This is a genomic window from Halomonas sp. DP4Y7-1 (assembly GCF_019800705.1).
GTDB lineage: Bacteria > Pseudomonadota > Gammaproteobacteria > Pseudomonadales > Halomonadaceae > Halomonas > Halomonas litopenaei_A.
In genome coordinates this window covers 163409-185372 of sequence record NZ_JAHVKS010000011.1, presented here as the reverse complement: position 1 = coordinate 185372, position 21964 = coordinate 163409, and the positions used below count along the sequence as shown (strand labels likewise).

Below are 21964 nucleotides of genomic sequence, written 5' to 3'. Positions count from 1 at the left end.
GCGTTCGGGCGCCTTGTCGGCGTCCTGTCCCGGCAGGTCTGTCATGGGACTTCCTCGACGGCTTGAGGATCGCGCCAGGGCACGATCCGGAAATGAGGGGGCGGTGCCGTGGCACCGCCCTGAACGTTCAGGTACTGGCAGGTAACGCGGTACACCCTTATGCGATATGCCGTGTCGCTGCACACCAGGCGACAGTCAGCACGGCTGACGCGTTACCCTGAGACCTTGGGCTTACAGCAGGTTGTGGTTTTCCAGGTAGGCCACCACGGACTCGTAGAATTCCTGGGTGATCTCGTTCTTCTCGGCCCAGTTCTCCCACTCCTGCTTGGCGATGTTACGGAACGCTACGCGCTCTTCCGCCGGCAGGTCGATGATCTCGATATCCGGGTTCTGGCGCGCTTCGCGCACGGCTTCGAGGTCACGCGTCTTGAGCTCGGCGACCATCTCATACGCCAGGGCATCAACGGACGTCTCGAGGATGGTCTTGAGGTCGTCCGGCAGGCTGTCCCAGACATCCTTGTTCAGTGAGACCGCGACCATCGGCAGGGAGTGGAAGCCCGGATACAGCGGGTAAGGAGCAAACTCGTGCAGACCCTGTGCCTGGTTGGTGGCAAACACGGTGTAGTCAGCAGCGTCGATCACACCCTTCTCGAGGCCGGTATAGACCTCAGAGCCCGGCAGATTGACCGGTGTGGCACCAGCGGCTTCAAAGATGTTGTACACCATGCCTTCCGGAGCGCGCAGCTTGAGGCCCTGCATGTCCTCGATGGAGCGCACCGGCTTGGTCGAAGGCAGCGACTCCAGCCCGGTGGCAGCAGCGCCGATCAGGTGCAGACCATAGGGTTCGACCAGCTTGTTGTAGAGCTCCTCGCCACCGGCATTGTTCATGTAGTCGAGGAAGTCATAGGGGTCGCTCCAGGCGCCCACCAGGTTGCCGATCATGCCGAAGGCCGGGTTCTGACCCGTGAAGTAGCTGGGATCGGTCAGGTGTCCCTGAAGGATGCCGGACTGCACCGCCTGCAGGGTCTGGTTGGCCTGAACCACGGCATTGACCGGCAGAATTTCGATGGCGATGCGGCCATTGGACATCGTCGAAACGTTGTCGGCCCAGGCCTTCTTCATCTCGAACTGAGGCTCGCCGGCCGTTTCGGAGGTCTGGAAGGTCCACTCATACTCGGCAGCCTGAGCAGAAGCGGCCATGGATGCCAGAATCGCTGCACTCAACAGCTTGAGCTTGGCGCTAGGGGTCTTGAGCTTGGTGCTTGCCATCATGGGAATCTCATCCTTCTTGTCGGCATGTTGCAGATAGTTCGGGAGCGTCAAAGGTTGTCTCGAGCGTCGATGAGGCCTTGGTGACCTCTTCCAGTCCAAGGTCCTGCCCAGTGCGCTCCAGTACCGCGAGCGCCGCACGGGCCGCTTCGCGGGGCTGTCTCAGCCGAATCGCCTCCATCACCTTGCGATGACGATCCATGCTGTCATTGAGCCTGTCCGCGCTGTGGTTGGATCGCTCCACCAGCAGCGCAATGGCAGGCTTGAGAACGTGGCTGATCTGCGCCCACACCAAGTTATGCGATGCGGTGAAGATGGCCTCGTGAAACGCCACGTCGTACTCGTCGTGGGTCTTGCCCTGAAAGCGTAGATCATCACTGGCCAGGGCTTCGATCATGCCTTGATAGGCGGTTTCGATGGCCAGCAGGTCGGCGGCGGTGGCGTGCTCGGCGGCCAGTCGGGCGACGAAAGGCTCGACGGCTACGCGAAAGGCAAACACCTCGCGCTGGATCACCGGATTAGGATGGGCGAAACGCGCCAGCCAGCCGCTGACCCTGGGATCGAGCAGGTGCCAGCCTCCAAGGGGTTGCACCCGCGACCCTTGACCAGAAATTCGAGTGATCATGCCAGCGGCGACCAGCACCTGCAGGGCACTTCTCACCGTCGAACGACTCACCGCGAAACGCTCGCACAGGTCCACTTCTCTGGGCAGGAACTCGCCCGGCATGTACTCACCGGCAAAGATCGCCTCGGCCAGGGCATCTGCGATGTCCGGGCGCGCGCGACGCAAGGGAGTTGAGGCTGCTGCCATGAGGGTCATCCGAACAAGGGAATGCAGAGTCAGACCTGCTATTCCATGTGTCTGACGCTTGGTGGAGTTATGTCGGACATAGCTTCGCTAAAAATGCACATCGATGCCTTTAGACTTTAGTTTGATAACGATCGCTTTTCGCGCGCCCGCCCCTGCTCAAGTAGCGCGCTCGCCCCTGCTCAAGGAACCTCTTCCATTCAGCACAGTCGCACTGTGTAGATCTCAATGACCCGAGGCTTTTTCCTACCTTCTACGCAGCTCTTTACGACTTCGACCGACTGGTCTATTCTGGACGCACAAGCCAGGCGCTGAGTCCATTGGCCACGCCGCGTCCTCAGCAAAGGCGTGTCCTCAGCGGTGTCTGAGGCGTCGTCCGATCCACTGGGCAATGCCCTCTGGCTACAGGACGCAACGTCCCGGCAGGCAGGACCAGCAGCGACACCTTATCTAGCGAACGAGACAGGACGCGATTACCCATAGCAAAGGAGGCATCGATGCAATCCAACTACTACAGCATTAGCGAATACCCTACTGGCACTCCCAGCCCGGACGTCTTTGTTCTGAATCAGCAGGAACTGCCGGCGCTGCAGGATGGCGAGGTACGCATTCGCAATCATTGGCTGTCAGTTGACCCCTACATGCGAGGCCGCATGAGCGGCGTCAAGACGTACATCGATCCCTTCGCCCTCGATGCCCCCCTCGAGGGCGCCGCGGTAGGTGAAATCATCGAATCCCGCGATGACCGCTTCAAGGTGGGAGATCGGGTCACCCACATGGGCGGCTGGCGTGATGTGGCACAGCTATCAGCGGACACCGTCACCGCCCTTCCCGATCTTGACGTCCCCGAGCAAGCCTACCTTGGCGTTCTCGGCATGCCTGGCATGACCGCCTGGACCGGCCTCAATGCGATTGCGCATATGCAGGAAGGCGACAACGTCCTGGTCAGCGCCGCCAGCGGCGCCGTGGGCTCACTGGCGGTACAACTGGCCAAGGCCAAGGGCGGCACTGTTGTCGGACTTGCCGGCAGCCAGAAGAAACGCGATTGGCTCGAGTCCCAGGGCATTGTCGCGGTTGACTACCGCGACAAGGACGCTGCCACACTCAGCGATGACCTGGCCAAGGCCTGCCCAGGCGGTTTCGATGTGTACTACGAGAACGTCGGCGGCGTCTGCCTCGAGGCAGCCCTGAACAATCTCAACGTCGGCGCACGCATTGCCGTCTGCGGCATGATCTCTCGCTACAATGATGAAGGGCCGGCTCCTGGACCCGCCAACCTGGCCATGATCCTGATTCGTCGCGCCAGCATGCAGGGCTTTATCGTGTTCGAGCACTGGGACAACTATCCGGCCTTTCTCGCCGAGGTGGGTCCACAGGTCGCCGCTGGCGATATCGACTATCAGGAAACCGTGCGTGAAGGGCTGGAAGCGACCCCCGAGGCCTTCCTCGACCTGTTCAAGGGCGCCAACAGCGGCAAGATGCTGGTGCGCTTGAGCTAAGGAAGCGCTGAAGTCATCAGCCGAGCGGCGCCAGGCGCCCGCAGCGCAAGACTCCGAGCCCATGCGGTACAGGTGAGGAGTTCAAGCAGCGCGCAACGCAGCGAATCGGCGGCGCAGGCATTTATGCAGTGTTCCCCTGATGGCCCTTGCTCGGCAATTGACGCAGACACCGCCTACGGGCGGTGTCTTTGGTTCAGCGCTGACGCCAATGACACGCCTGCCATCAACGGCCACGGCTGGCGATCATCACACCGAACACCACCATCAACATCCCCACCGCGGTGATCCCACCGATCGTCTCGTCCAGCGCCCACCAGGCCAGCGCCGTGGCAACCACCGGGGTCAGCGACCCTAGTGCCGAGGTCGCCTCAGCGCCCAGCCGTCGAATCGCGATGCCCATCAGCAGGCCAGATCCCAGCCCCACCAGGATGCCCTGAACCACCAACTGCCCCAGCCACTCCTGGGCTGACACCAGGTGTAGCGTCAAGCCCCCCACCCCGCTCACCTCGAGCGCGACCACCGTCAGCGCAATGATCGATCCACTGGGCACCGTGACCACCGCCGTAGCCTCGAGCGCCGACAGGCCACTCTGACGCACGCTGAGGGTGAACACCGCCCACATCACGCTGGACAGCAAGAACATGCCTTGCCCCAGCAGCAGGGACTGCGAGCCCTGGCCCGAGGACGCCAGCAGACAGGCAATGCCCATTGCGATGGCGACCAACCCGGCGGCACGCCCCCGCGACAACGGCTGGGCGAAGACCCACACCGCCAGGGTACTGACGAACAGCGGCGCCGCCCCGGGTATCAGGGTACTGCCGTGGGCCACCGGCGCCAGTCCCATCCCTACCGCCCCCAACAGAAAGAAGGGAATGCCGGCGCCTGCCATCATGCCGACCAGCCACACCGGGTTGACCGCCAACAGACGCTGTCGCCGACGCAGCGCCAACGGCAACAGCACAAGGCCAGGCACGGCGTAGCGAAACAGCGTCAGGTCGAGGGTTCCCAGTGGTGACAGTGCCCCTTGGCGCAGCGACAGGAAGTAACAGGACCAGATCAGCACCGCGCCCAGCGCAGCGGCGACTCCCGACAGGGCGCGCCGGGGAGAGGCGACAAGCGGTGCCACCTGGATCAGAGAAGACGACATGACAGGACTCCGAAAGGGTTGTGGGGTAGCGGTACAAGCACCCTGCTAAGGCCAGTCTGCCGGCAATGCTCGGGGGAATGCAGGCAAAGACACTCCGCCGCTGGACCCACATTGGCAGCGCGTGCCAATATTTCGGTCTTCATGGCAAGTTTGAGCCAATTCCTTGAAAAAACTGGACCGTATCGATCGCCATCTACTCGCTCTGCTGCAGCAGGATGCGCGACTCACCAGCCACGAGCTGGCCGAGCGAGTGGGTCTGTCCCCATCCCCCTGCGCCAGGCGCATCCGCCGGCTGGAGCAACAGCGGCTGATCCAGCGCTACCGCGCTGAGCTGGACCGCGAACGCCTGGGGCTGGGGCTGACGGTGTTCGTCCACGTCAAGCTCAGCCGCCATCAAGATGCCCTCGTGGAAGCCTTCGAAGCCGCCGTGGCAGAGATGCCCGAAGTCATCGAGTGCCACACCGTGTCCGGTGCCTTCGACTATCTGCTGCAGATTGTCAGCGCCGACCTGAAAGGTTACGAACGCTGGGTGCGACAGCTGCAGACCCTGCCCATGGTCAATACCGTGGACTCGAGCTTTGCCATCCGGGCCGTCAAGCGCGCCGGCGCCCTGGATCTTCGCGACGCTCGCCCATCCGACGACGCCTAGCGCCTGACTCCAGGGGCTTTGCTCAAGGGCTTTGCTCAAGGGCTTTGCTCAAAGAGCGTTGCATCAGAGGCTTTGTACTGGCGACTCTCGAGCTGGGTCCGAGCCACGGCCGCATCCGCCAGGCATCGCCGCGCATGGGAGCAGGGCCTGGGCACCTTCGTCAGCATCGAGCCTGCCTGTCGCCGGCGCTTCACTTCGACGGCATCAGTCGTCAAGCTAGAGGCGACTCCGCCGCCATCCGGTCCCACGTATTGCCACTCAGGAGAGTTGAATGCCGACATCGCCCACTCCCCCACGCCTGACGCTCGAGGTCTTCAGCGACCTGCGCTGCCCATTTTGCTATCTGGAGCTGCCGGAGCTTGAGGCCTTGGAGCAACGGTTCGGCGATGACATCCACATCCACTGGCGTCCATTCGAACTGAGGCCAGAGCCTGAGCCGGCCTTGGATCCCCATGGCGACTACTTGAACGAACTGTGGCGTGACGCTGTGCTGCCCATGGCGCGCGAACGTGGACTCAGCATGCGCCAGCCGGATATCCAGCCTCGCTCACGCCTTGCGCTCGAGACCCTGGCCTGGGCTGAACGACACGCCTCGGCACAGCAGGTAGCCTCGTTAAGGAAGGCCTTGTTCAGTGGCTTTTTCGAACGCAGCCTGGATCTCTCCGACCCTGCCGCACTGGCAGACCTCGTTCGTGACCAGGGACTCGATGGCGACGCGCTGGTGGCAAGCCTTGCCAATGAAGAAGATCGTCAGGCCGTCCGCGAGTCTCGTGAGGAGGGACAAGCACTGGGGATCGCCGGCGTGCCTGCCCTGCGCTTCCTGATCGACGGCGAGCATGCCGGCATTCTGTCAGGGGCTCAGCCAAGGCGGCAGCTGTTTCTGGCGGTGGAGCGGCTGCGTGACGCACTCCAGCGCAACGACAGTGGCGCTGGCCATGAGTGACAGAACACGCCCCGTCGTCGTCCTCGGAGGAACAGGGTTTGTCGGGGCTGCCGCTGTGCGTGAACTCTATTTCAGTGGACACGCGGTGAGGGTGGTGGCGAGGCGTCCCCGGCTACCTGACATGGTCGAACCCGGCGACCCGGTGGAAGCAATGGCGGCAGACCTGCAAGACCCCGACAGTCTGGCGCCGGTACTGGAGGGCGCCAGCGCGGTGATCAATGCCGTCAGCCTCTACCAGGAACGTCGCCGCGGGGACTTCGAGAAGGTCCACGTAGAAGGCGCCGCAGCGCTGGCCAGAGCGGCCAGGGCCGCCGGCGTCGACCGCTACCTGTTGATTTCCGGTATCGGAGCGCGGACAGACTCACCCTCGCCTTATGTACGCGCCCGGGCCCTGGGCGAGCAGGCGGTGATGGAAGAAGTCCCACGGGCCATTATCGTCAGGCCCAGTGTGCTGTATGGCCCACAGGCCGGTCTGACGGCCACGCTGGCGCGCCTGGTTCGACTGCCGGTCGTCCCGCTCTTCGGCACCGGAGAGGTACGCCTGCAGCCCCTTCACGTGGGCGATCTCGGCAGTGCGCTGGGACGCCTGGCCACCCGTTTAGATCTGCCGCGTGCGCTGTATGAGCTGGGCGGACCTGACGCCTTGCGCTATCGCGACCTCGTCACGCTGGTCGCCCGCCATCTGGATAGGGACCCCACCCTGCTGACGACGCCGATGTGGCTATGGCATGCCCTGGCCACGACCATGAAGGCCCTGCCGTCTGCCCCGCTCACCCGTGACATGCTGTGGCTGATCCAGCAGGACAACTTGGTGTCACGCGGTGTAGGCACCTTCGACGACCTGGGCCTTCATCCGCGCAGCCTGCGTGACAGCCTGGTGCACTGCCTGCCGCGCTAGATGAGCGTCAATACGTCGGCTGGCTCGTCCCGCTAGGGAAGTGCTGACTACATCAGTCGAGTGGCATGAGGCACCAGGCGCCCGCAGCGCGGAACCCGGAGCCTATGCGGTATCGCTGAGAGTTCGAGCAGCGCGTCACGCAATGAATCGGCCGCGCAGGCCTTTATGCAGTGTTTCCTTAGCCCGTGATACGGGCCAAGCGCCTTCAGCCTTTGCCCACCTGTGACATCAGGTCTGGCTGGACCACCTCGATCCAGTAACCGTCCGGATCCTTGACGAAGACCACGTCCTTCATCTTGCCCTGTTCGGGGCGCTTGATGAATTCGACGTCATTTTCATCAAACCAGGCCACCGCGGCGTGCAGATCCGGCACTGCAAAACAGATGTGACCAAAACCCTGCGGTTCGGCGTTGCCATCGTGGTAGATACGTCCTTCCTGGTCCTCAGTGCCCCAGTTGTGCGTGAACTCCAGCAACCCGCGCTGCTGGAAGGTCCAGGTAGTGCGAGCCGCCACATCTTCAGGCACCTCATCCTGGGCATCCAGGTTAGCGAGGAAATACAGCGAGAACTGCATCTCCTCGAAATCCAGGCGCCTCAGCACGCTCATGCCAAACACGCGGGAATAAAAGGCGAGCGATACTTTCGGGTCCTTGACCCTCAACATGCTGTGGTTAAGACGAAACCCACGGGTGGCCGCCGGTGCCGCTTCAACGCCCGGATGCTGTTCGCCTTGGGGGGTATCCTTCATGGGTATCTCCTTCAGTGAGTTCGAGGAATGCATCAACAGTTTCGACGTGTTCACCATCGATGCGTTCAGATGTTGGCGCCACGCCAACGATGACCCATTAACAGGCCTGACTAAGGGTAATCATCCTTAGCGCACGACATCCTCCAGCGTGCGCGGTGCGCAGCACTTTTGTCTCTGAGCATGCGCTCGACAGGCCAGCGACCTGTCTACTAACGCGCCAAGTGCTGCATCAGGCGCAAAAATACTACCAAAGTCTAATAACATATCCACAAATCAACGCGATAACTCAATCTTTTCGCCACACGCCTTGTCATCCCTACCATTTCGTGAAAAATGGCCACCGAATTCCTACCAATGGAACGCTTTGACATGGACTCCATCGCCACCTGGTTCAACAGCGTCGTTTCCGCTGGAAACGGCCTGATCTGGGGCAAGCTGCTGGTCTACCTTCTGATCGGCGCTGGCCTCTATTTCACCGTGATGACCCGCGGTATTCAATTTCGCTTCTTCGGCCATATGTTCTCCCTGCTCAAGGGATCACGTGACGGCGGCGAAGGCATTTCCTCGTTTCAGGCGCTGTCGACCAGCCTTGCCGCCCGTGTGGGCACCGGCAACCTGGCGGGTGTCGCCGTGGCCATCTACCTGGGCGGCCCCGGCGCCATCTTCTGGATGTGGATGACCGCTCTGGTGGGCATGGCTACCAGCTTTGTCGAGTCTGCCCTGGCTCAGGCCTATAAGGTCGACCACGGCGACAAGACCTTCCGTGGCGGCCCTGCCCGGTACATCGAGCGAGGCCTCGGCCAACGCTGGATGGCGGTTGCCTTCTCCATCTGTCTGATCATCGCCTTTGGTCTCGCCTTCAACAGTGTCCAGGCCAACTCTATTGCTCAAGCCATGGAGCAGGCCTTCTCGATTCCGACCTGGGTGGTGGGCGTTGCCCTGCTGGTGGCGGTAGCGCCGATCATTTTCGGTGGCCTGCGCTCCATCGCCAAGGTGGCAGAGCTGATCGTGCCGGTCATGGCGGTGCTGTACCTGATTCTGGCGCTGGTGGTCGTGGCGTTGAACATCGAGGAGCTTCCTGGCGCCATCGCCCTGATCTTCAATAGCGCCTTTGGTCTTGAAGAAGCCGCCGGCGGTGCCGTGGGCTACGCCGTGGCCCAGGCCATGATGCAAGGCATCAAGCGCGGCCTGTTCTCCAACGAGGCCGGCATGGGATCCGCCCCCAACGTGGCAGCGACCGCCAGCACACGACCCAACCATCCAGCGGCTCAGGGTTTTATCCAGATGCTGGGGGTATTCTTCGACACGCTGGTAATCTGCACCGCGACAGCAGCAGTGATCATTCTGGCAGAGCCGGCCCTGCAAAGTGGCGATGCCCCCAACGGCATCCAATTGACCCAGACGGCGCTGACCGAGCACGTAGGTAGCTGGGGCGGCATGTTCGTGGCGATCGCCATTCTCCTGTTCGCCTTCACGTCACTGATCGCCAACTACTCCTACGGCGAGTCCAACATCGAATACCTGGCCGGCAAGCGCCGTTCTGCCGGCGCGGTATTCATCTATCGGCTGGCGGTGCTGGCCATGATCATGATTGGCTCGGTGGCGCAGCTGAAGACCATCTGGGGCTTTGCCGATCTGTCCATGGGCATGATGGCACTGATCAACCTGATCGCGATCCTGCTGCTGTCGCCCCTGGCCTTCGCGCTGTTCCGTGACTACGAGCGACAGCTTAAGGCGGGCAAGGAGCCCACCTTCGACCCCGACCAGTTCCCGAAGCTCAAGGGCAAGGTCGACCGCAGCGCCTGGCCTGGAACATCCGGCCAGACCGAAGGCACCACCAGGACCGACGCTTGATCCTGATGAATGCCCCCGTTTGACCCTCAACGCCACGGTTCGCCGTGGCGTTGTCGTTTCAGTCCCTGATGGCGTACCAGCCCTTGCGCGAGTCAGTGTCGGTCTCATCCAGAGCATTATCGAGAAACGCCAGAAGCGTTCGAACAGAGGGTAGCTGTCCACGACGACTGGCGTAGACAGCGTGAATCAATCCAGAGCGCGGCGTCCAGCCAGGCAGCACGTCCACGAGATGGCCCCTTTCCAGTTCTCTACCCGCCGCGACCAAAGGCAATCGCGCCACTCCAAGTCCATCCACTGCGGACCTGACTAACAGCCCCACATCGTCAGACACCAGACGCGGCCGGTGTTCTACCATACGCTCCATGCCGCCGGGGCCATCAAGCCGCCAGACATGTCGCCGCTCAGGCTCCTCGAAGTCCAGGCTCGGCCAGTCACTGAGGTCCTGCGGAATCTTCGGCTTACCCATGCGCTCTAGAAGAATAGGAGCAGCCAGCAGCAACTGTGGGCTGGCACATAATCGTCGCATCACAAGATCACTGTCTTCCAACGGTGGATAGCGCACACGAATAGCCAGGTCGAAACCTTCACGAACAATATCGACCCGCCGACTGGTCGCCACAACGTCGAGTGCTATCAAAGGGTATTGCTTCATAAACGCAGACAGGATCGGAGTAAACAGGCTTGTCAACAGACTGGGCGGACAGCTAATCCGTATTCGGCCACGGGGCTCTGATTGATGCCGTTCGACGACTTCTACTGCGGCTTCTGCTTGCCACAGCATGGCCTGACAGTGCTGATAGAACGACTGCCCAAGCTCTGTCACGGCAAACTGGCGGGTCGAGCGTTGGATCAAGCGCACCTCAAGCCGGGCTTCAAGTTCGGCGATGCGGCGGCTCAGGCGCGACTTCGGCACACCCAGTGCGCGGCCAGCAGACGCAAACCCTTGGTGGTCGACGACCTGAACGAAGTAGTAGAAGTCATTGAGATCCTGCATCGCGACGCTCTTGTTGAGACGGGACGCCACATAGGCTGACTCACCGTCCGGTTTATCGGCAACAATCGTGCTCCCTTCCGTCACGTCCTCTTACAGGCCGCATCAGAAGCCTTTCACCACTCACCATCCACTGTCTCAAAAATAGAACAATCAGTCCGAAAAACACCAACTACCAGCATCTTCGTTCTACTTATAGGATAAGAGATATCGGGGTCGCTATAACCCCTCGGCACCAGGAGACTCCCATGAAGAACATCCTCGGCGTTCACTCTGCACCGCGTCGCCATTGGGTTGGTGACGGCTTCCCGGTGTCCTCACTACTGAGCTACGACCGACTCGGCGCGGAGCGAATCAGCCCGTTCCTGCTGTTAGACCATGCAGGCCCTCACCATTTCGCTCCAGGGCAGCACCGGCGCGGCGTCGGCATTCACCCCCACCGAGGCTTCGAAACGGTCACTTTCGTCCATAAGGGGGAGGTGAGCCACAGAGACTCCTCAGGGGGAGGCGGCACAATAGGCCCCGGAGATGTGCAGTGGATGACAGCAGGTAACGGCATTCTGCATGAGGAGTATCATTCTGATGCCTTCAGCCAGACGGGCGGCGAGCTGGACATGCTGCAATTGTGGGTCAACTTGCCCTCACGGCATAAAAGTACACCGGCGCGCTATCAGGGCCTGACCAGCGAGCATATTCCGAAGGTACCGTTGGCAGGCGATAGCGGCTACGTCAAGGTAGTCGCAGGCCGCTACGCCGGAATCACCGGGCCCGCCCAGACCTTCACTCCTGTAAATGCTTGGGAGGTGGTGTTGGCCGAAGGCGCCGAGACCTCCTTGTCACTCCCGAATGGGCACACTAGCCTTCTGGTAGCACTCGAAGGCACGCTGCTGGTCCAGCGCGATCAAGTGGTCCGCAGCGGGAACGTTGTTGAGCTATCCAGAGAGGGTCAAGACGTTGCATTGGCTGCCAATACCGCTGTTCGGCTCCTGGTGCTTACCGGCGAGCCCCTCGACGAGCCCGTAGTGGGTCACGGCCCCTTCGTGATGAGTACCGAAGAAGAGATTCAAGACTCAATCGCTGCTTTTCAGCGCGGTGAGTTCGGCCACCTCCCTCATTGAGCCCGCGTCACTTTCGCAAATCCCGATGCCAAACTTGGTCGGGACCTATCGCTCCAGGCGGAGTGCCGGAGCCTATCTCCCAAGGAAGGGCCCTGACGACCGGAGATTTCTATGACACGCCCCTATGTTCGACTCGACAAGAACGACGTGGCTGTCTTGCTTGTCGACCATCAAGCCGGACTATTGTCGCTGGTGCGCGACTTCGATACCGATGCCTTCAAGAACAATGTACTGGCACTCGCGGATATCGCGAAGTTCTTTGAATTACCCACCATCCTTACCACCAGCTTCGAAGACGGTCCCAATGGTCCAATGGTACCTGAGTTGAAGGAGATGTTTCCCGACGCGCCATACATTGCGCGCCCTGGCCAGATTAATGCTTGGGACAACGACGACTTTGTCGCCGCCATCGAAAAGACTGGCTGCAAACAGTTGTTGATAGCGGGTGTAGTGACCGAAGTATGCGTCGCCTTTCCCGTTCTCTCGGCCATTGAGGCGGGGTATGACGTCTTTGTCGTCACCGATGCGTCCGGCACCTTCAATCAGGTCACACGCGACGCCGCCTGGGATCGAATGAGTCAGGCCGGTGCTCAACTCATGACCTGGTTCGCCGTGGGCGGTGAGCTCCACCGAGATTGGCGCAATGACATCGAGGGTTTCGGTGGCCTGCTGGCATCACACCTGCCGGCCTACTCCAACCTGATGCAAAGCTACGAACAACAAAGCCAAGACTCCTGAGCATGACGAGTCAACCTCCCAACACATTCTCTACACCAAATCCTTAGCAACAGACCGAGCCCGAGATGCTCGGGCTCGGTCTGTATCAGGAGCTAACCGCCCATGAGTCTGCACGAAACACCCCGCCGCCCTTCTTCCTCACGGGATTGTCCGGTCATCGACGGACGTTATCAGATTCAGCGTATTGGCTCGCGAGAGGCCACTGTCGGAGGGCTGCCAATCCATCGCGTGCTGCCTACTCGACACCGCCGCACCATCGGCGCCTGGTGTTTTCTCGATCACGCGGGCCCCAGTATCCTGCGCGAGGGTGAGGGCATGCGAGTCGGCCCTCATCCCCATACCAGCTTGCAGACCTTCACCTGGATGCTGTCAGGTGAGGTACATCATCGCGACAGCCTAGGCAGTGATCAGGTCATCCGGCCTGGCGAGGTCAATCTGATGACCGCGGGCCATGGCATCAGCCATACCGAAGAGAGCCTCGAGGACAGTGACGAGCTGCATGCCGCCCAACTGTGGATCGCGCTGCCTCTTGAACACGCTGACACGGCGCCTCGCTTCGACCACTACGCCGACCTGCCCCGCTGGTCCCAGGAGGATGTTCACTTCACTCTTCTGGTTGGCCACTACGGTGGGCATGATGCACCCACCCTGAGCTTCTCTCCGCTGGTAGGCGTTGATCTTCAGGCCGAGCGCTCCGCCCAGCTGACGCTGCCGCTTCAGGCAGCATTCGAATACGGGGTGCTGGTGCTGGAGGGTGACCTGACCCTGGACGGAGAATCCTTCAAGGTGGATGAGCTGGCCTACCTGGGTCGCGGCCGCAACGCTGTCGACGTCACCCTGTCGCCTGGCAGCCGCATGCTGTTGATTGGCGGCGAGCCGCTCGAGGATGAGATTGTCATGTGGTGGAACTTTGTCGGCCACTCGCGCAAAGCGATTATCGAGGCCCAGCGGGACTGGGAAGCCGAAAGCCCCCGCTTTGGCACCATACCGCAGTGGCAGGGACAGCGCCTGGAAGCCCCGCCATTGCCATGGAAGTGATCTGCCGTGTCAGGGGCTGCGACTCGCCCACCAGTCGGCGTAGCTGCTGTTGTGCGGCGCCTTGCCGGATTCATCCTCGGCTCCATCGTCCCACCACACGGGGCCGCGCTCGCCGAGTGCCTCCTTGGCGGCCTGAACCTGTGCCCGGGCAGCCTTCAAGGCAGCCTCGTCCTCACTCTGCCTGGCATCCTTCACCGCTCGACGAGCTGCCATCAACGCCTTGACGTGGCGCTGTCGAAACGCCTCATCAAGGCTTGGATCGGTGCAGCGCCACAACCGATTCTTGGCGACAAAGTAACGACCATCCGGGGTCTTGGGATACTTCATGGGCAGCCTCCGTGTGCCTTCAACGTAGTGTACATTGCATGATGACGGAGCAGCGGGTTCGCGTCTGTGCTTGCACCCCATCTCAACGCCCTGACGACTGCCCTAGCGCATCAACCTGACATGGAGGAACACGTCATGAGCCACCAACGTCCACGTATCCTGGTCTTCGCGGGCAGCGCTCGCAAGAACTCCTATAACAAGCGTCTGGCAAAACTGATGGCACAGCGTATCGATGCCTGTGGGGGCGACGCCACCTTTGTTGACCTGGCAGATTTTCCCATGCCTCTCTACGACGGTGATCTGGAGGAGCAAGAGGGACTGCCAGAGCACGCCAGCCGCCTGAAGCGCATGTTCATGGACCACCAAGGCGTTGCCATCGCCTCTCCTGAATACAATGGCTTCATCACGCCTCTGTTGAAGAACACCATCGACTGGGTGTCTCGGCCTGATGGAGACCTGGGCGCGCTCGAACCCTATCAGCACAAGGTGGCCGCCATCGTGGGCGCCTCACCCGGCGGGCTCGGCGGACTGCGTGCCCTGCCTCTACTGCGCCAGCTGCTGAGCAACATCGGCGTGACCGTCCTGCCCGACCAGCTCGCCGTCGGCGGTGCCGGTGAGGCCTTCCATGAAGACGGTAGTCTGGCAGACGAAGGCAAGGCCAAGGCCCTGGACGGTATCTGTCAGCGACTGGTGGATAGTTTGACATAGCGCCAGTGAGGGCCGTCTGACCACCGACGGCGACCCAGGCAAGAGGCACGTATCGGGGCGCCTACCACAGCGCCCCGATCATGATGACAAGGCATGCCAGCATACCCATGGCAAACACACCAGAGCGGATCCATTGCCAGTCGAGGGCATAGGCGATGGGATGCAGCAGGCGCGAGGCAAGAAAGACTAGCGCAGGCGTGTCGAGGCTGTTCAGATCGGCGCCAGCGCCCATGGCGACCACGGCCGTGCTCAGATAGACGATCAATGCCTCCCAGGCGTTGGACTGGGCCGCATGCAGGCGCGCGCCAATCCCTTCCATGGCGGCCTGCTGGGCCCGCGGATGGCGGTTATCGAGATGGCCGAACTGGCGCACGCGCCAGGCGGCACCGATCCAGGCCAGCAGGATCGGCAGCAGGGAAGCGATAAACAGGGTGACGAGAAAGATCGACATGGCAGGCTCCGAGGGCGAATCTTCCTCAGCATGGCACAGGCAATGGCTGACAGGCGAAGGGACAGGCGTCAGCATGGCGGTACTTGCCTGATGCCTGGCTTACCGAGCCCAAGAGGTTTCCTCCATGCCCGCAAGCCGAGACCGCGACGTCCCCCACGTACCCGATGTCCACCCTGCCCGCCACGCCCTGACCAGTCGTGCCCTGCACGCCTTGCTGGCACTGACCACCGGCCTTCTCTACCTGAGCGCCTACGGACGCAAGTGGGCGACCACCCAACTGGAAGCCGCCAACTGGTATCTGCTGGTGGCCCACGTCAATCTGGGACTGTTAAGCGTAGCGCTGTCGCTTGGCCTGTTGATGGCGCATCTATGGCTGCCTCGACCTGCCCCCCAGGGGCCGCCCCGCGTGTCGCGCCTCGCTCACCGAGGTCTGCTCGCGCTACTGCTGGCGCTGCCAGTCGCGGCCTATGTCGGCACCGGCTTCGACCTCAAGGTGCTGGGCCAGTGGACACTGCCTTCATTTCAACGCCTGCCAGTGGCTGACTGGCTATCGGACGTGCTGGCCCAACCGCTGATCAGCCTGATGGATCCTTTCGCTCGTTTTCACAAGGAATGGGGCTCCGATCTGCTGCTGCCGGTATTGCTGGCCGGCCATATCGCGGGCGCCCTTTTCCATCACTGGGTGCTCAAGGATGATGTCCTCAGGAACATGTGGACACTCAAGTCACCCTAGGGTTATCGGGGCGGGGCCCTGTGCAAGATGGTCGATGACTAAAACCCCGCGTCACATGCATGACGCGGGGTTTTGGCATCAACGTAGGTGACGCGCTCGATCAGGCCTTGGCCCCCTTGCGCAGTGGCACCTCGGGTACGGCTTCCATACGCTCACGTTCCTGGGTGATCAGCTCCAGAGCCTGATCCTCGGTCAGCTCGGATGCTGGGGTGAACAGACTCACCACGATACCCACCAGGATTGCCATTCCCACTGCCGGGATACTCGGATTGCCCCAGTACAGGTTCCAGCCACTATGGCTGATCACCACCAGTGACGTTATCGAGGCAGTTGCCAGGGAAGCGATCGCCCCCTGCCAGGTATAGCGAGACCAGAAGCGTCCCAGAATCCCGCAGACGAACATGCCCGCCAGTACCGTGGCCACCATCTTGGTGATGTAGGCGATCACGTTATCGGAGGTCAGGGCGAAGGCCAGCGCCAGGCCGATCGTGAACACCAGACCGACGCGGGACAGCCAGACCACGCTGTTGGCCGAAGGAGCACGACCCTTGACCAGCACATAGAGGTCACGAATCAAGGTGGTGACACCGGCAATGGCATCGCTGCTGGCGCTGGACATGGTGGCCGAGAGGCCCGCGACGAGCAGCAGCAGGCCCAGCCACAGCGGCAGCACTTCGGTGGCCAGGTAAGGGAACGCAAAGTTACTGTTTTCAAGGCCTGGGTTCAGCGCATAGGTCGACATGCCGATAATCGCCGGGACGATGGAAAACAACATGTACAGGCAGCCGGTGACCAGGAAGGAGCGACGCACCGAACCCACGGAAGCGCCGGAGTAGATCCGCTGACGGAAGGACGGAGTCGACAGCACCCCTACCGCGATAACCGCCACCAGTGACAGCGCCGGTACCAGGCCAACCTTTTCGATCGCCAGGAAGCTAGTGGCAGCGGCATCCATCGAGGCGGTCATCTCGGCGAAGCCCCCTACCTCTACCACGGCCACCGCCGCCATCAGGAAGAAGCCGACGAACAGCACGATCGCCTGGACGGTGTCGGTCCACACCACCGCCATATAGCCACCGATGACACAGTAGACGCCAAACCCCAGGGCCACGATGAGCTTGGCCTGCCACACCGGGATGTCAGCCATCCAGGCAAGATACAGACCGCCGCCAAGGATATGGGCACCCAGCCAACCGATACAGGCGATGTAGATGAACAGGGCCACCACATTGCGCACCAGACGGTTGGCGCCCACATAGAACGACAGCTCTTCACTCATGGTCATGAAGCGGTAGCGCCGCACACCGGAGAAACACAGCGCCAACAGCAGCACGCCGATGGAGCCGCCGAGGCCATACAGCGCCCCGCCCCATCCGTTGGCGTAGCCAAAGCCTACGGCTCCCATGCTGGAGCCGGTACCCACCATGGTGGCGACGGTGGTGCCGATGGTCAGAAACAGCGGGACACTCCGCCCGCCAAGAAGAAAATCATCGCCGGAACCGCGATCATTGCGCGACATCCACCAGCCAAAGCCAATCATCAGGACGATGTAGATACAAAAGGTAGCAAGGAAAAGATGACTGTTCATACAGACCTCTTATACTTGTCGTCTCGGTCGTTGCCGCGATCGAGACAGTGAACGTAAGCGTTTGCTGAGCCTGGCGTCGGGTCCTTGCCGGGACCCGGCGCCCTCCTTCACTGCGATGCGGGCATCCTGCCCAGGACGAGTTGCCGCTCGCCCCTGGTTATCCCCTGATCCCCTTCCTTATTCAGGCCCGGTCAGCGCGATAGCACGTCAGGTCGACCTCGACCTTGCAGTCCACCACCAGGTCCTGAACGCTGCAGATACGTGCCGGCGGGTGATCCTTGAAGTACTCCGCAAAGACCTTGTTGAACGACTGGAAGTAGCGGGCATCGGTCAGCACCGCGGTCACGTGCACCACGTGTTCGATGTCGTACCCAGCCTCACGGGCGATGGTCAGCGCATTCTCGAAGGCCAGTCGGCTCTGCTCGATGATGCCGCCTTCAACCACTTCACCGTCGGTCATGGGTGTCTGGCCAGACACCTTGAGCCAGCCCCCCGCCTCGACGGCCCGGGAGAACGGCAGTTTCTGTCCACCGGTGCCTACGCCTCCCTCGGCGCCATAACGCTTGATGCTCATCTTTCACTCTCCTGTCAGGTACAGATGCAAACTCTTGATATGTTGAGCGTTCCTTGGCGAAGCGCTCGCTACAGTGGCGTCGCCTCCAGGCGCACGCTTCGACGCAACATGCGTCCGTTACGTTCGTTCGAGGCCCTGTCCTCGGTATAGGCCGTGTGGCCATTGACCCACACCCGCAGAATGCCTTGTGCGGGCGTCTTGGGTTGGTCATAGGTGGCGCTGTCGTCCAATCGTTCCAGGTCCAGCAACACCAGGTCAGCGAACGCTCCCTGGCGAATCACTCCGCGATCTTCAAGGCCAAAGGTGGCAGCGGACAGGCCGGTCATCTTGCGCACCGCCTCGGCGGGCGCCATCAACGCCAGGTCCCGGCTGTAATGGGCGAGGACTCGGGGAAAGGCGCCCCACAGACGCGGGTGGGGATGAGGGTCATTGGGCAGGCCATCCGAGCCGACCATGGTCAGCGGGTGCGCCAGTACCTGGCGCATATCCTCTTCACACATGTTGTGGTAGACCGCTCCCGCCGGCTGCAGCCGCTTGGCCGCCTCCAGCAGTGACACCTCCCAGTCGGCGGCAATCGCCGCGAGTGGCCGGCGCGCCTGCTCGGGATGCGGTTTCGACCAGGTGATAGTGATCTCGATTTCATCCGTGACCTGGCCCAGGTCCAGCGTCGACGAACCCGCGGTATAGGGGTAGCAATCGCAGTGCACCCGCTGCTGGGTGGCCGCATCGGTCAGCTGCGACAGCGCCCTTGGTGCCTGCCCCCAGTTACCGGCGCCGGCACACTTCAAGTGAGAGATCACCAAGGGTGCGCTGGCGTCACGAGCGGTGGCGAAGGCTTCGTCCATGGCCTCGGCCTGGCCGGCGAACTCGTCACGCAGATGGGTGGTATAGATGCCCCCTGCAGCGCTGACCGCACGCACCAATGCCGCCACTTCGGCACTCGGCGCCTGGCGGGCGTTGCGATAGGCAAGCCCGGTGCTCATCCCGATCGCTCCTTCGGCAAGGGCTTGCTCGAGAGATGCGCGCATGGCAGCAATCTCTTCCTCGCTGGCGGGTCGCTCAAGGTCCTGCATAACTTGAGAGCGCAGGCTGGTGTGGCCCACCAGTGCGGCGACATTGATGGCCGGCTCCGCCTGTTCGACGGCCTGGGCATAGGCGGCAAAGGTGGGATAGACGAAGTCGTCGGCCTCACCCAGCAGGTTCATGGGGTCCGGCACGTAGCTACCTGCCAGCTGGACCGGAGAGGCACTGATGCCACAATTGCCCACCACCACGGTGGTCACCCCCTGACTTAGCTTGGGCAGCATGTCAGGGGTGCGCACCACATTGGTGTCATCGTGGGTGTGAACGTCGATAAACCCAGGCGTGAGGGTCAGACCTTGCGCCTCGATGACGTCGAGAGCCTCGTGTCCCGCCAACTGCCCCAGCGCCACGATGCGATCGCCCTTGATGGCCACATCGGCGATGAACGGGTCGGCGCCAGTGCCATCCAGCAGGGTGGCGCCACGGATCAAGAGGTCATGCTGCATATCAGTCTCCCAGTGGCTGACGATTGTCGCCGCCACGATGGTCATCCAGTGCAATCTTCAATCGCCGCAGCTTGGCACGCGCCTGGTCGCGATGACGCATGGCCAGTTCCAGCGCCAGTACGTCGATCGCGGCCATCAGCGCGTAGCGCGACGCCGAAGGGTGAAGAATGAAATCGGTTTCTCGGGTGGCGATAGGCAACACAACATCAGCCGCTGCGGCCAGGGGCGAACCAACAGCGGTTAGGGCGATGACCTGGGCTCCGTATTGACTGGCAATCTGAGCCGACTCGACCATCTCCGGGGTGTAACCAGACACCGACAGCACGACCACCACATCGTCGGGATCCAAGGTGGCGGCGACCATGCGCGGGACCAGGCCATGCGGATAGGCACTGACCGGATAGCCGAGGCGCATCAGCCGAAACTGCAGCTCCTGACACATCACGCTGGAGCCTCCGCCGCAGCCGAAGGCCAGGATCTGGCGCGCCTGGTCCAGTCGCTCCACCGCGCCGGCAATGTCCGCCTCGAGCAACAGTTCGCGATTGATCGCCAGCGTCTGGGTGGCAACGTCGTATACCGCAGCAGGGCCCCGCGCCGGGTCGGCGTCCTCGATGAAGCGGCGACCTGCCGCCAGCGCTCGATTCAGGCGCAGCTTGAGATCGCGCACGTTGTCGCAGCCCACGGATCGCGCAAAGCGGGTCACGGTGGCATCACTGACACCAGAGCGTCTGGCGATGTCGGTGATGCTGGCCTCGGCCACGAAGTCGATATCCTCGAAGATCAACTCCGCCACCTTGCGCTCCGAGTCGCTCAGCGACCCGACAAGGGCAGTGATTCGGGACAGGATGTCGATCTGCTGACTCATGACAGGCTCCTAGCCGTTACCGCGATGGCAGGTCAATAAGCCCATCGAAAGGGCTCGCTATCGGTGTTGTCATTACGCTATGTTAGTTTCTAACATCAATCCATAGTTTTATGAAAATTTCCTACAAAGGTCGTAGTCAGGTCAATTTTCATCGGTTGCCAATGGCCACGCCCGGCGTAACATGACCTTCGCTCAGCTCTCAGGAGAATCCTCATGTCACTGTCGTCTCACTCACCTGCGCACTCCGCCGCGGCACTGGATACCAAGGGGTCCCACAAGGGCACGCTGGAAACCGGTCGTGGCCTGCTGGCGGATGTCAGCCTGCCCGCTGCGGTCATTCATCAGCGCCCGTTGGCACATAACCTGGACTGGATGCAGCAGTTTGCCCGCCAACACGGGGCTGAGCTTGCGCCCCACGGCAAGACCACGATGACGCCTGAGCTGTTTCGTCGTCAGCTCGATGCCGGCGCCTGGGGCATCACCCTTGCCACACTGCCACAGTGCCGCGCCGCCTTTGCCGAGGGGGTCAATCGGCTGCTGGTGGCCAACCAGATGGTGGGCCAGGCGAACATGGCCATCGCCGCCGACCTGATCCGCGCAGGCGCCGAACTCTTCGTGACCGTCGACAGTGCGGAGAACCTGGATCAATTAGGCACTTTTTTTGGTGACGCTGGCATCACCCTGAATATCGTGATTGAGGTAGGTGTAGAAGGGGGAAGGTGCGGCCTGCGTGACGATGCCGAGGTAGTCGAGCTGGCACGCAGGGCCAAGGCCTTGCCCGGCATCGCTCTGGCCGGTCTGGAAGGCTATGAAGGGGTCGTGCACGGTGACGATCCCATCGCCGGGATTCGACGCTACGCCAAGCGGCTCATCGCCAACGTCAAGCAACTGGCGAGTGAAGGATTGATCGAGCGCGATCTGCCCATCGTCACCGCCTCAGGGTCTGCCTGGTATGACCTGATCGCCGAAGAATTCCGTGACGGTGGGTTGGACGGCAAGTTCACCCCAGTGCTGCGTCCGGGCTGCTATGTCGTCCATGATCACGGTATTTACCGGGAGGCCCAGGCCGGCGTTCTGTCCCGCCGCAAGGACCTTCACCAGGGCCTTGAGCCCGCACTAGAGGTGTTTGCCCAGGTGCAGTCCCTGCCGGAGCCCAGCATGGCTATCGTGGCCATGGGCAAGCGCGATATCGGCTTCGACCTGGCCCCGGAAGCGCTGCGCCGCTACCGGGAAGGCGGTCCTACCGACCAGACGCTGTCGGTAGACGGCTGGAAGGTCATCAAGCAGATGGACCAGCATACCTTTATCGAACTCCCGGCCGACGCTACTGACGTGCGTATCGGTGACGTCCTGGCCTTCGGCGCGTCGCATCCTTGCATGACCTTCGACAAGTGGCGTCAGCTGCATCTCGTCGATGACCAGCTGGAAGTGGTGGAGACCTGGGAAACGCGTTTCTGACCAGCGCGCATCCGGCGACCAAGTAGCGACG

22 protein-coding genes are annotated in these 21964 nt (G+C 61.8%); 11 read left to right on the top strand and 11 right to left on the bottom strand.

The genetic code is table 11. From position 1 onward, the window contains the following. Positions 1–231 precede the first annotated feature (231 nt). On the bottom strand, positions 232–1272 hold the full coding sequence (locus KUV72_RS18395) for a TRAP transporter substrate-binding protein (RefSeq protein WP_206944258.1): 1041 nt from the start codon (positions 1270–1272) through the stop codon (positions 232–234). A 7-nt stretch (positions 1273–1279) separates the two neighbouring features. Then, positions 1280–2080, bottom strand: a complete 801-nt coding sequence (locus KUV72_RS18390; RefSeq protein WP_206944260.1) for a FadR/GntR family transcriptional regulator — start codon at positions 2078–2080, stop codon at positions 1280–1282. Between the two features lie 494 nt (positions 2081–2574). On the opposite strand from KUV72_RS18390, the gene KUV72_RS18385 reads away from it, so the two are divergent. Next, positions 2575–3576 carry an NADP-dependent oxidoreductase gene (locus KUV72_RS18385; protein WP_206944262.1) on the top strand — a complete coding sequence of 334 codons (1002 nt, stop codon included), beginning with the start codon at positions 2575–2577 and terminating at the stop codon, positions 3574–3576. 223 nt (positions 3577–3799) lie between these two features. Here the strand turns inward: KUV72_RS18385 and KUV72_RS18380 are convergent, their stop codons facing one another. Continuing rightward, positions 3800–4723 (bottom strand): DMT family transporter, encoded by a 924-nt coding sequence (locus KUV72_RS18380; RefSeq protein WP_222239338.1) that lies wholly within the window; start codon positions 4721–4723, stop codon positions 3800–3802. A gap of 163 nt (positions 4724–4886) precedes the next feature. Here KUV72_RS18380 and KUV72_RS18375 point away from each other — a divergent pair, with 163 nt between their 5' ends. The 3 genes from KUV72_RS18375 (at position 4887) to KUV72_RS18365 (ending at position 7213) form a co-directional block, all read left to right on the top strand. After that, the gene (locus tag KUV72_RS18375) at positions 4887–5372 is read left to right on the top strand and encodes an Lrp/AsnC family transcriptional regulator (RefSeq protein ID WP_224852161.1); all 486 of its coding nucleotides are present in this window, start codon (positions 4887–4889) and stop codon (positions 5370–5372) included. Between the two features lie 271 nt (positions 5373–5643). Further along, on the top strand, positions 5644–6315 hold the full coding sequence (locus tag KUV72_RS18370; protein ID WP_222239337.1) for a DsbA family protein: 672 nt from the start codon (positions 5644–5646) through the stop codon (positions 6313–6315). Continuing rightward, positions 6308–7213 (top strand): NAD-dependent epimerase/dehydratase family protein, encoded by a 906-nt coding sequence (locus KUV72_RS18365; RefSeq protein WP_222239336.1) that lies wholly within the window; start codon positions 6308–6310, stop codon positions 7211–7213. Before KUV72_RS18370 ends, KUV72_RS18365 begins: the two co-directional genes overlap by 8 nt. Positions 7214–7418: 205 nt before the next feature. On the opposite strand, the gene gloA is transcribed toward KUV72_RS18365, so the two are convergent. Beyond that, a complete protein-coding gene (gene gloA, locus KUV72_RS18360; protein ID WP_222239335.1) occupies positions 7419–7961 on the bottom strand; it encodes a lactoylglutathione lyase in 543 nt (180 codons plus the stop codon). Between the two features lie 369 nt (positions 7962–8330). On the opposite strand from gloA, the gene KUV72_RS18355 reads away from it, so the two are divergent. Further along, positions 8331–9815: an alanine/glycine:cation symporter family protein gene (locus tag KUV72_RS18355; RefSeq protein WP_206944270.1), complete on the top strand. Its 1485-nt coding sequence runs from the start codon at positions 8331–8333 to the stop codon at positions 9813–9815. 58 nt (positions 9816–9873) lie between these two features. Here the strand turns inward: KUV72_RS18355 and KUV72_RS18350 are convergent, their stop codons facing one another. Further along, entirely contained in the window at positions 9874–10809 is a 936-nt protein-coding gene (locus KUV72_RS18350) for a LysR substrate-binding domain-containing protein (protein ID WP_222239334.1), read from the bottom strand. A 245-nt stretch (positions 10810–11054) separates the two neighbouring features. Between KUV72_RS18350 and KUV72_RS18345 the strand changes: the two genes are divergently transcribed. The 3 genes from KUV72_RS18345 to KUV72_RS18335 all read left to right on the top strand — a co-directional run bounded on the left by KUV72_RS18345 (position 11055) and on the right by KUV72_RS18335 (position 13700). Next, positions 11055–11924: a pirin family protein gene (locus tag KUV72_RS18345; protein ID WP_222239333.1), complete on the top strand. Its 870-nt coding sequence runs from the start codon at positions 11055–11057 to the stop codon at positions 11922–11924. A gap of 111 nt (positions 11925–12035) precedes the next feature. Beyond that, positions 12036–12662, top strand: coding sequence for an isochorismate family cysteine hydrolase YcaC (gene ycaC, locus KUV72_RS18340; RefSeq protein ID WP_222239332.1), 627 nt, complete (start codon positions 12036–12038; stop codon positions 12660–12662). Between the two features lie 102 nt (positions 12663–12764). Next, on the top strand, positions 12765–13700 hold the full coding sequence (locus tag KUV72_RS18335; RefSeq protein ID WP_222239331.1) for a pirin family protein: 936 nt from the start codon (positions 12765–12767) through the stop codon (positions 13698–13700). 9 nt (positions 13701–13709) lie between these two features. Here KUV72_RS18335 and KUV72_RS18330 read toward each other — a convergent pair whose 3' ends face one another. Further along, entirely contained in the window at positions 13710–14027 is a 318-nt protein-coding gene (locus tag KUV72_RS18330) for a hypothetical protein (protein WP_224852162.1), read from the bottom strand. A 135-nt stretch (positions 14028–14162) separates the two neighbouring features. On the opposite strand from KUV72_RS18330, the gene KUV72_RS18325 reads away from it, so the two are divergent. Then, positions 14163–14735, top strand: coding sequence for an NADPH-dependent FMN reductase (locus KUV72_RS18325; protein ID WP_261317557.1), 573 nt, complete (start codon positions 14163–14165; stop codon positions 14733–14735). Positions 14736–14796: 61 nt separating this feature from the next. On the opposite strand, the gene KUV72_RS18320 is transcribed toward KUV72_RS18325, so the two are convergent. After that, a complete protein-coding gene (locus KUV72_RS18320) occupies positions 14797–15186 on the bottom strand; it encodes an MAPEG family protein (RefSeq protein ID WP_222239329.1) in 390 nt (129 codons plus the stop codon). A 124-nt stretch (positions 15187–15310) separates the two neighbouring features. Between KUV72_RS18320 and KUV72_RS18315 the strand changes: the two genes are divergently transcribed. Beyond that, positions 15311–15919 carry a cytochrome b/b6 domain-containing protein gene (locus tag KUV72_RS18315; protein WP_222239328.1) on the top strand — a complete coding sequence of 203 codons (609 nt, stop codon included), beginning with the start codon at positions 15311–15313 and terminating at the stop codon, positions 15917–15919. A gap of 100 nt (positions 15920–16019) precedes the next feature. On the opposite strand, the gene KUV72_RS18310 is transcribed toward KUV72_RS18315, so the two are convergent. The 4 genes from KUV72_RS18310 to KUV72_RS18295 all read right to left on the bottom strand — a co-directional run bounded on the left by KUV72_RS18310 (position 16020) and on the right by KUV72_RS18295 (position 20475). Continuing rightward, on the bottom strand, positions 16020–17507 hold the full coding sequence (locus KUV72_RS18310; protein WP_206944281.1) for a sodium:solute symporter: 1488 nt from the start codon (positions 17505–17507) through the stop codon (positions 16020–16022). A gap of 181 nt (positions 17508–17688) precedes the next feature. After that, positions 17689–18081, bottom strand: a complete 393-nt coding sequence (locus KUV72_RS18305; RefSeq protein ID WP_206944283.1) for a RidA family protein — start codon at positions 18079–18081, stop codon at positions 17689–17691. Between the two features lie 68 nt (positions 18082–18149). After that, on the bottom strand, positions 18150–19610 hold the full coding sequence (locus KUV72_RS18300) for an N-acyl-D-amino-acid deacylase family protein (protein ID WP_222239327.1): 1461 nt from the start codon (positions 19608–19610) through the stop codon (positions 18150–18152). Position 19611: 1 nt separating this feature from the next. Next, complete coding sequence (locus KUV72_RS18295; RefSeq protein ID WP_206944288.1) at positions 19612–20475, bottom strand: MurR/RpiR family transcriptional regulator; 864 nt, start codon at positions 20473–20475, stop codon at positions 19612–19614. Between the two features lie 213 nt (positions 20476–20688). Between KUV72_RS18295 and KUV72_RS18290 the strand changes: the two genes are divergently transcribed. Further along, positions 20689–21933 carry an amino acid deaminase gene (locus tag KUV72_RS18290; RefSeq protein ID WP_222239326.1) on the top strand — a complete coding sequence of 415 codons (1245 nt, stop codon included), beginning with the start codon at positions 20689–20691 and terminating at the stop codon, positions 21931–21933. The last annotated feature ends 31 nt before the right edge of the window (positions 21934–21964 follow it).

Excerpts from the sequence above, each read along its gene's own strand:
- KUV72_RS18330 (WP_224852162.1), bottom strand. The coding sequence starts at position 14,027 with ATGAAGTATCCCAAGACCCCGGATGGTCGTTACTTTGTCGCCAAGAAT.
- KUV72_RS18385 (WP_206944262.1), top strand. The coding sequence starts at position 2,575 with ATGCAATCCAACTACTACAGCATTAGCGAATACCCTACTGGCACTCCC.
- KUV72_RS18350 (WP_222239334.1), bottom strand. The coding sequence starts at position 10,809 with ATGCAGGATCTCAATGACTTCTACTACTTCGTTCAGGTCGTCGACCAC.
- KUV72_RS18305 (WP_206944283.1), bottom strand. The coding sequence starts at position 18,081 with ATGAGCATCAAGCGTTATGGCGCCGAGGGAGGCGTAGGCACCGGTGGA.
- KUV72_RS18390 (WP_206944260.1), bottom strand. The coding sequence starts at position 2,080 with ATGGCAGCAGCCTCAACTCCCTTGCGTCGCGCGCGCCCGGACATCGCA.
- KUV72_RS18370 (WP_222239337.1), top strand. The coding sequence starts at position 5,644 with ATGCCGACATCGCCCACTCCCCCACGCCTGACGCTCGAGGTCTTCAGC.
- ycaC (WP_222239332.1), top strand. The coding sequence starts at position 12,036 with ATGACACGCCCCTATGTTCGACTCGACAAGAACGACGTGGCTGTCTTG.
- KUV72_RS18365 (WP_222239336.1), top strand. The coding sequence starts at position 6,308 with ATGAGTGACAGAACACGCCCCGTCGTCGTCCTCGGAGGAACAGGGTTT.
- KUV72_RS18395 (WP_206944258.1), bottom strand. The coding sequence starts at position 1,272 with ATGATGGCAAGCACCAAGCTCAAGACCCCTAGCGCCAAGCTCAAGCTG.
- gloA (WP_222239335.1), bottom strand. The coding sequence starts at position 7,961 with ATGAAGGATACCCCCCAAGGCGAACAGCATCCGGGCGTTGAAGCGGCA.
- KUV72_RS18320 (WP_222239329.1), bottom strand. The coding sequence starts at position 15,186 with ATGTCGATCTTTCTCGTCACCCTGTTTATCGCTTCCCTGCTGCCGATC.
- KUV72_RS18310 (WP_206944281.1), bottom strand. The coding sequence starts at position 17,507 with ATGAACAGTCATCTTTTCCTTGCTACCTTTTGTATCTACATCGTCCTG.
- KUV72_RS18295 (WP_206944288.1), bottom strand. The coding sequence starts at position 20,475 with ATGAGTCAGCAGATCGACATCCTGTCCCGAATCACTGCCCTTGTCGGG.
- KUV72_RS18345 (WP_222239333.1), top strand. The coding sequence starts at position 11,055 with ATGAAGAACATCCTCGGCGTTCACTCTGCACCGCGTCGCCATTGGGTT.
- KUV72_RS18325 (WP_261317557.1), top strand. The coding sequence starts at position 14,163 with ATGAGCCACCAACGTCCACGTATCCTGGTCTTCGCGGGCAGCGCTCGC.
- KUV72_RS18355 (WP_206944270.1), top strand. The coding sequence starts at position 8,331 with ATGGACTCCATCGCCACCTGGTTCAACAGCGTCGTTTCCGCTGGAAAC.
- KUV72_RS18315 (WP_222239328.1), top strand. The coding sequence starts at position 15,311 with ATGCCCGCAAGCCGAGACCGCGACGTCCCCCACGTACCCGATGTCCAC.
- KUV72_RS18300 (WP_222239327.1), bottom strand. The coding sequence starts at position 19,610 with ATGCAGCATGACCTCTTGATCCGTGGCGCCACCCTGCTGGATGGCACT.
- KUV72_RS18290 (WP_222239326.1), top strand. The coding sequence starts at position 20,689 with ATGTCACTGTCGTCTCACTCACCTGCGCACTCCGCCGCGGCACTGGAT.
- KUV72_RS18380 (WP_222239338.1), bottom strand. The coding sequence starts at position 4,723 with ATGTCGTCTTCTCTGATCCAGGTGGCACCGCTTGTCGCCTCTCCCCGG.
- KUV72_RS18335 (WP_222239331.1), top strand. The coding sequence starts at position 12,765 with ATGAGTCTGCACGAAACACCCCGCCGCCCTTCTTCCTCACGGGATTGT.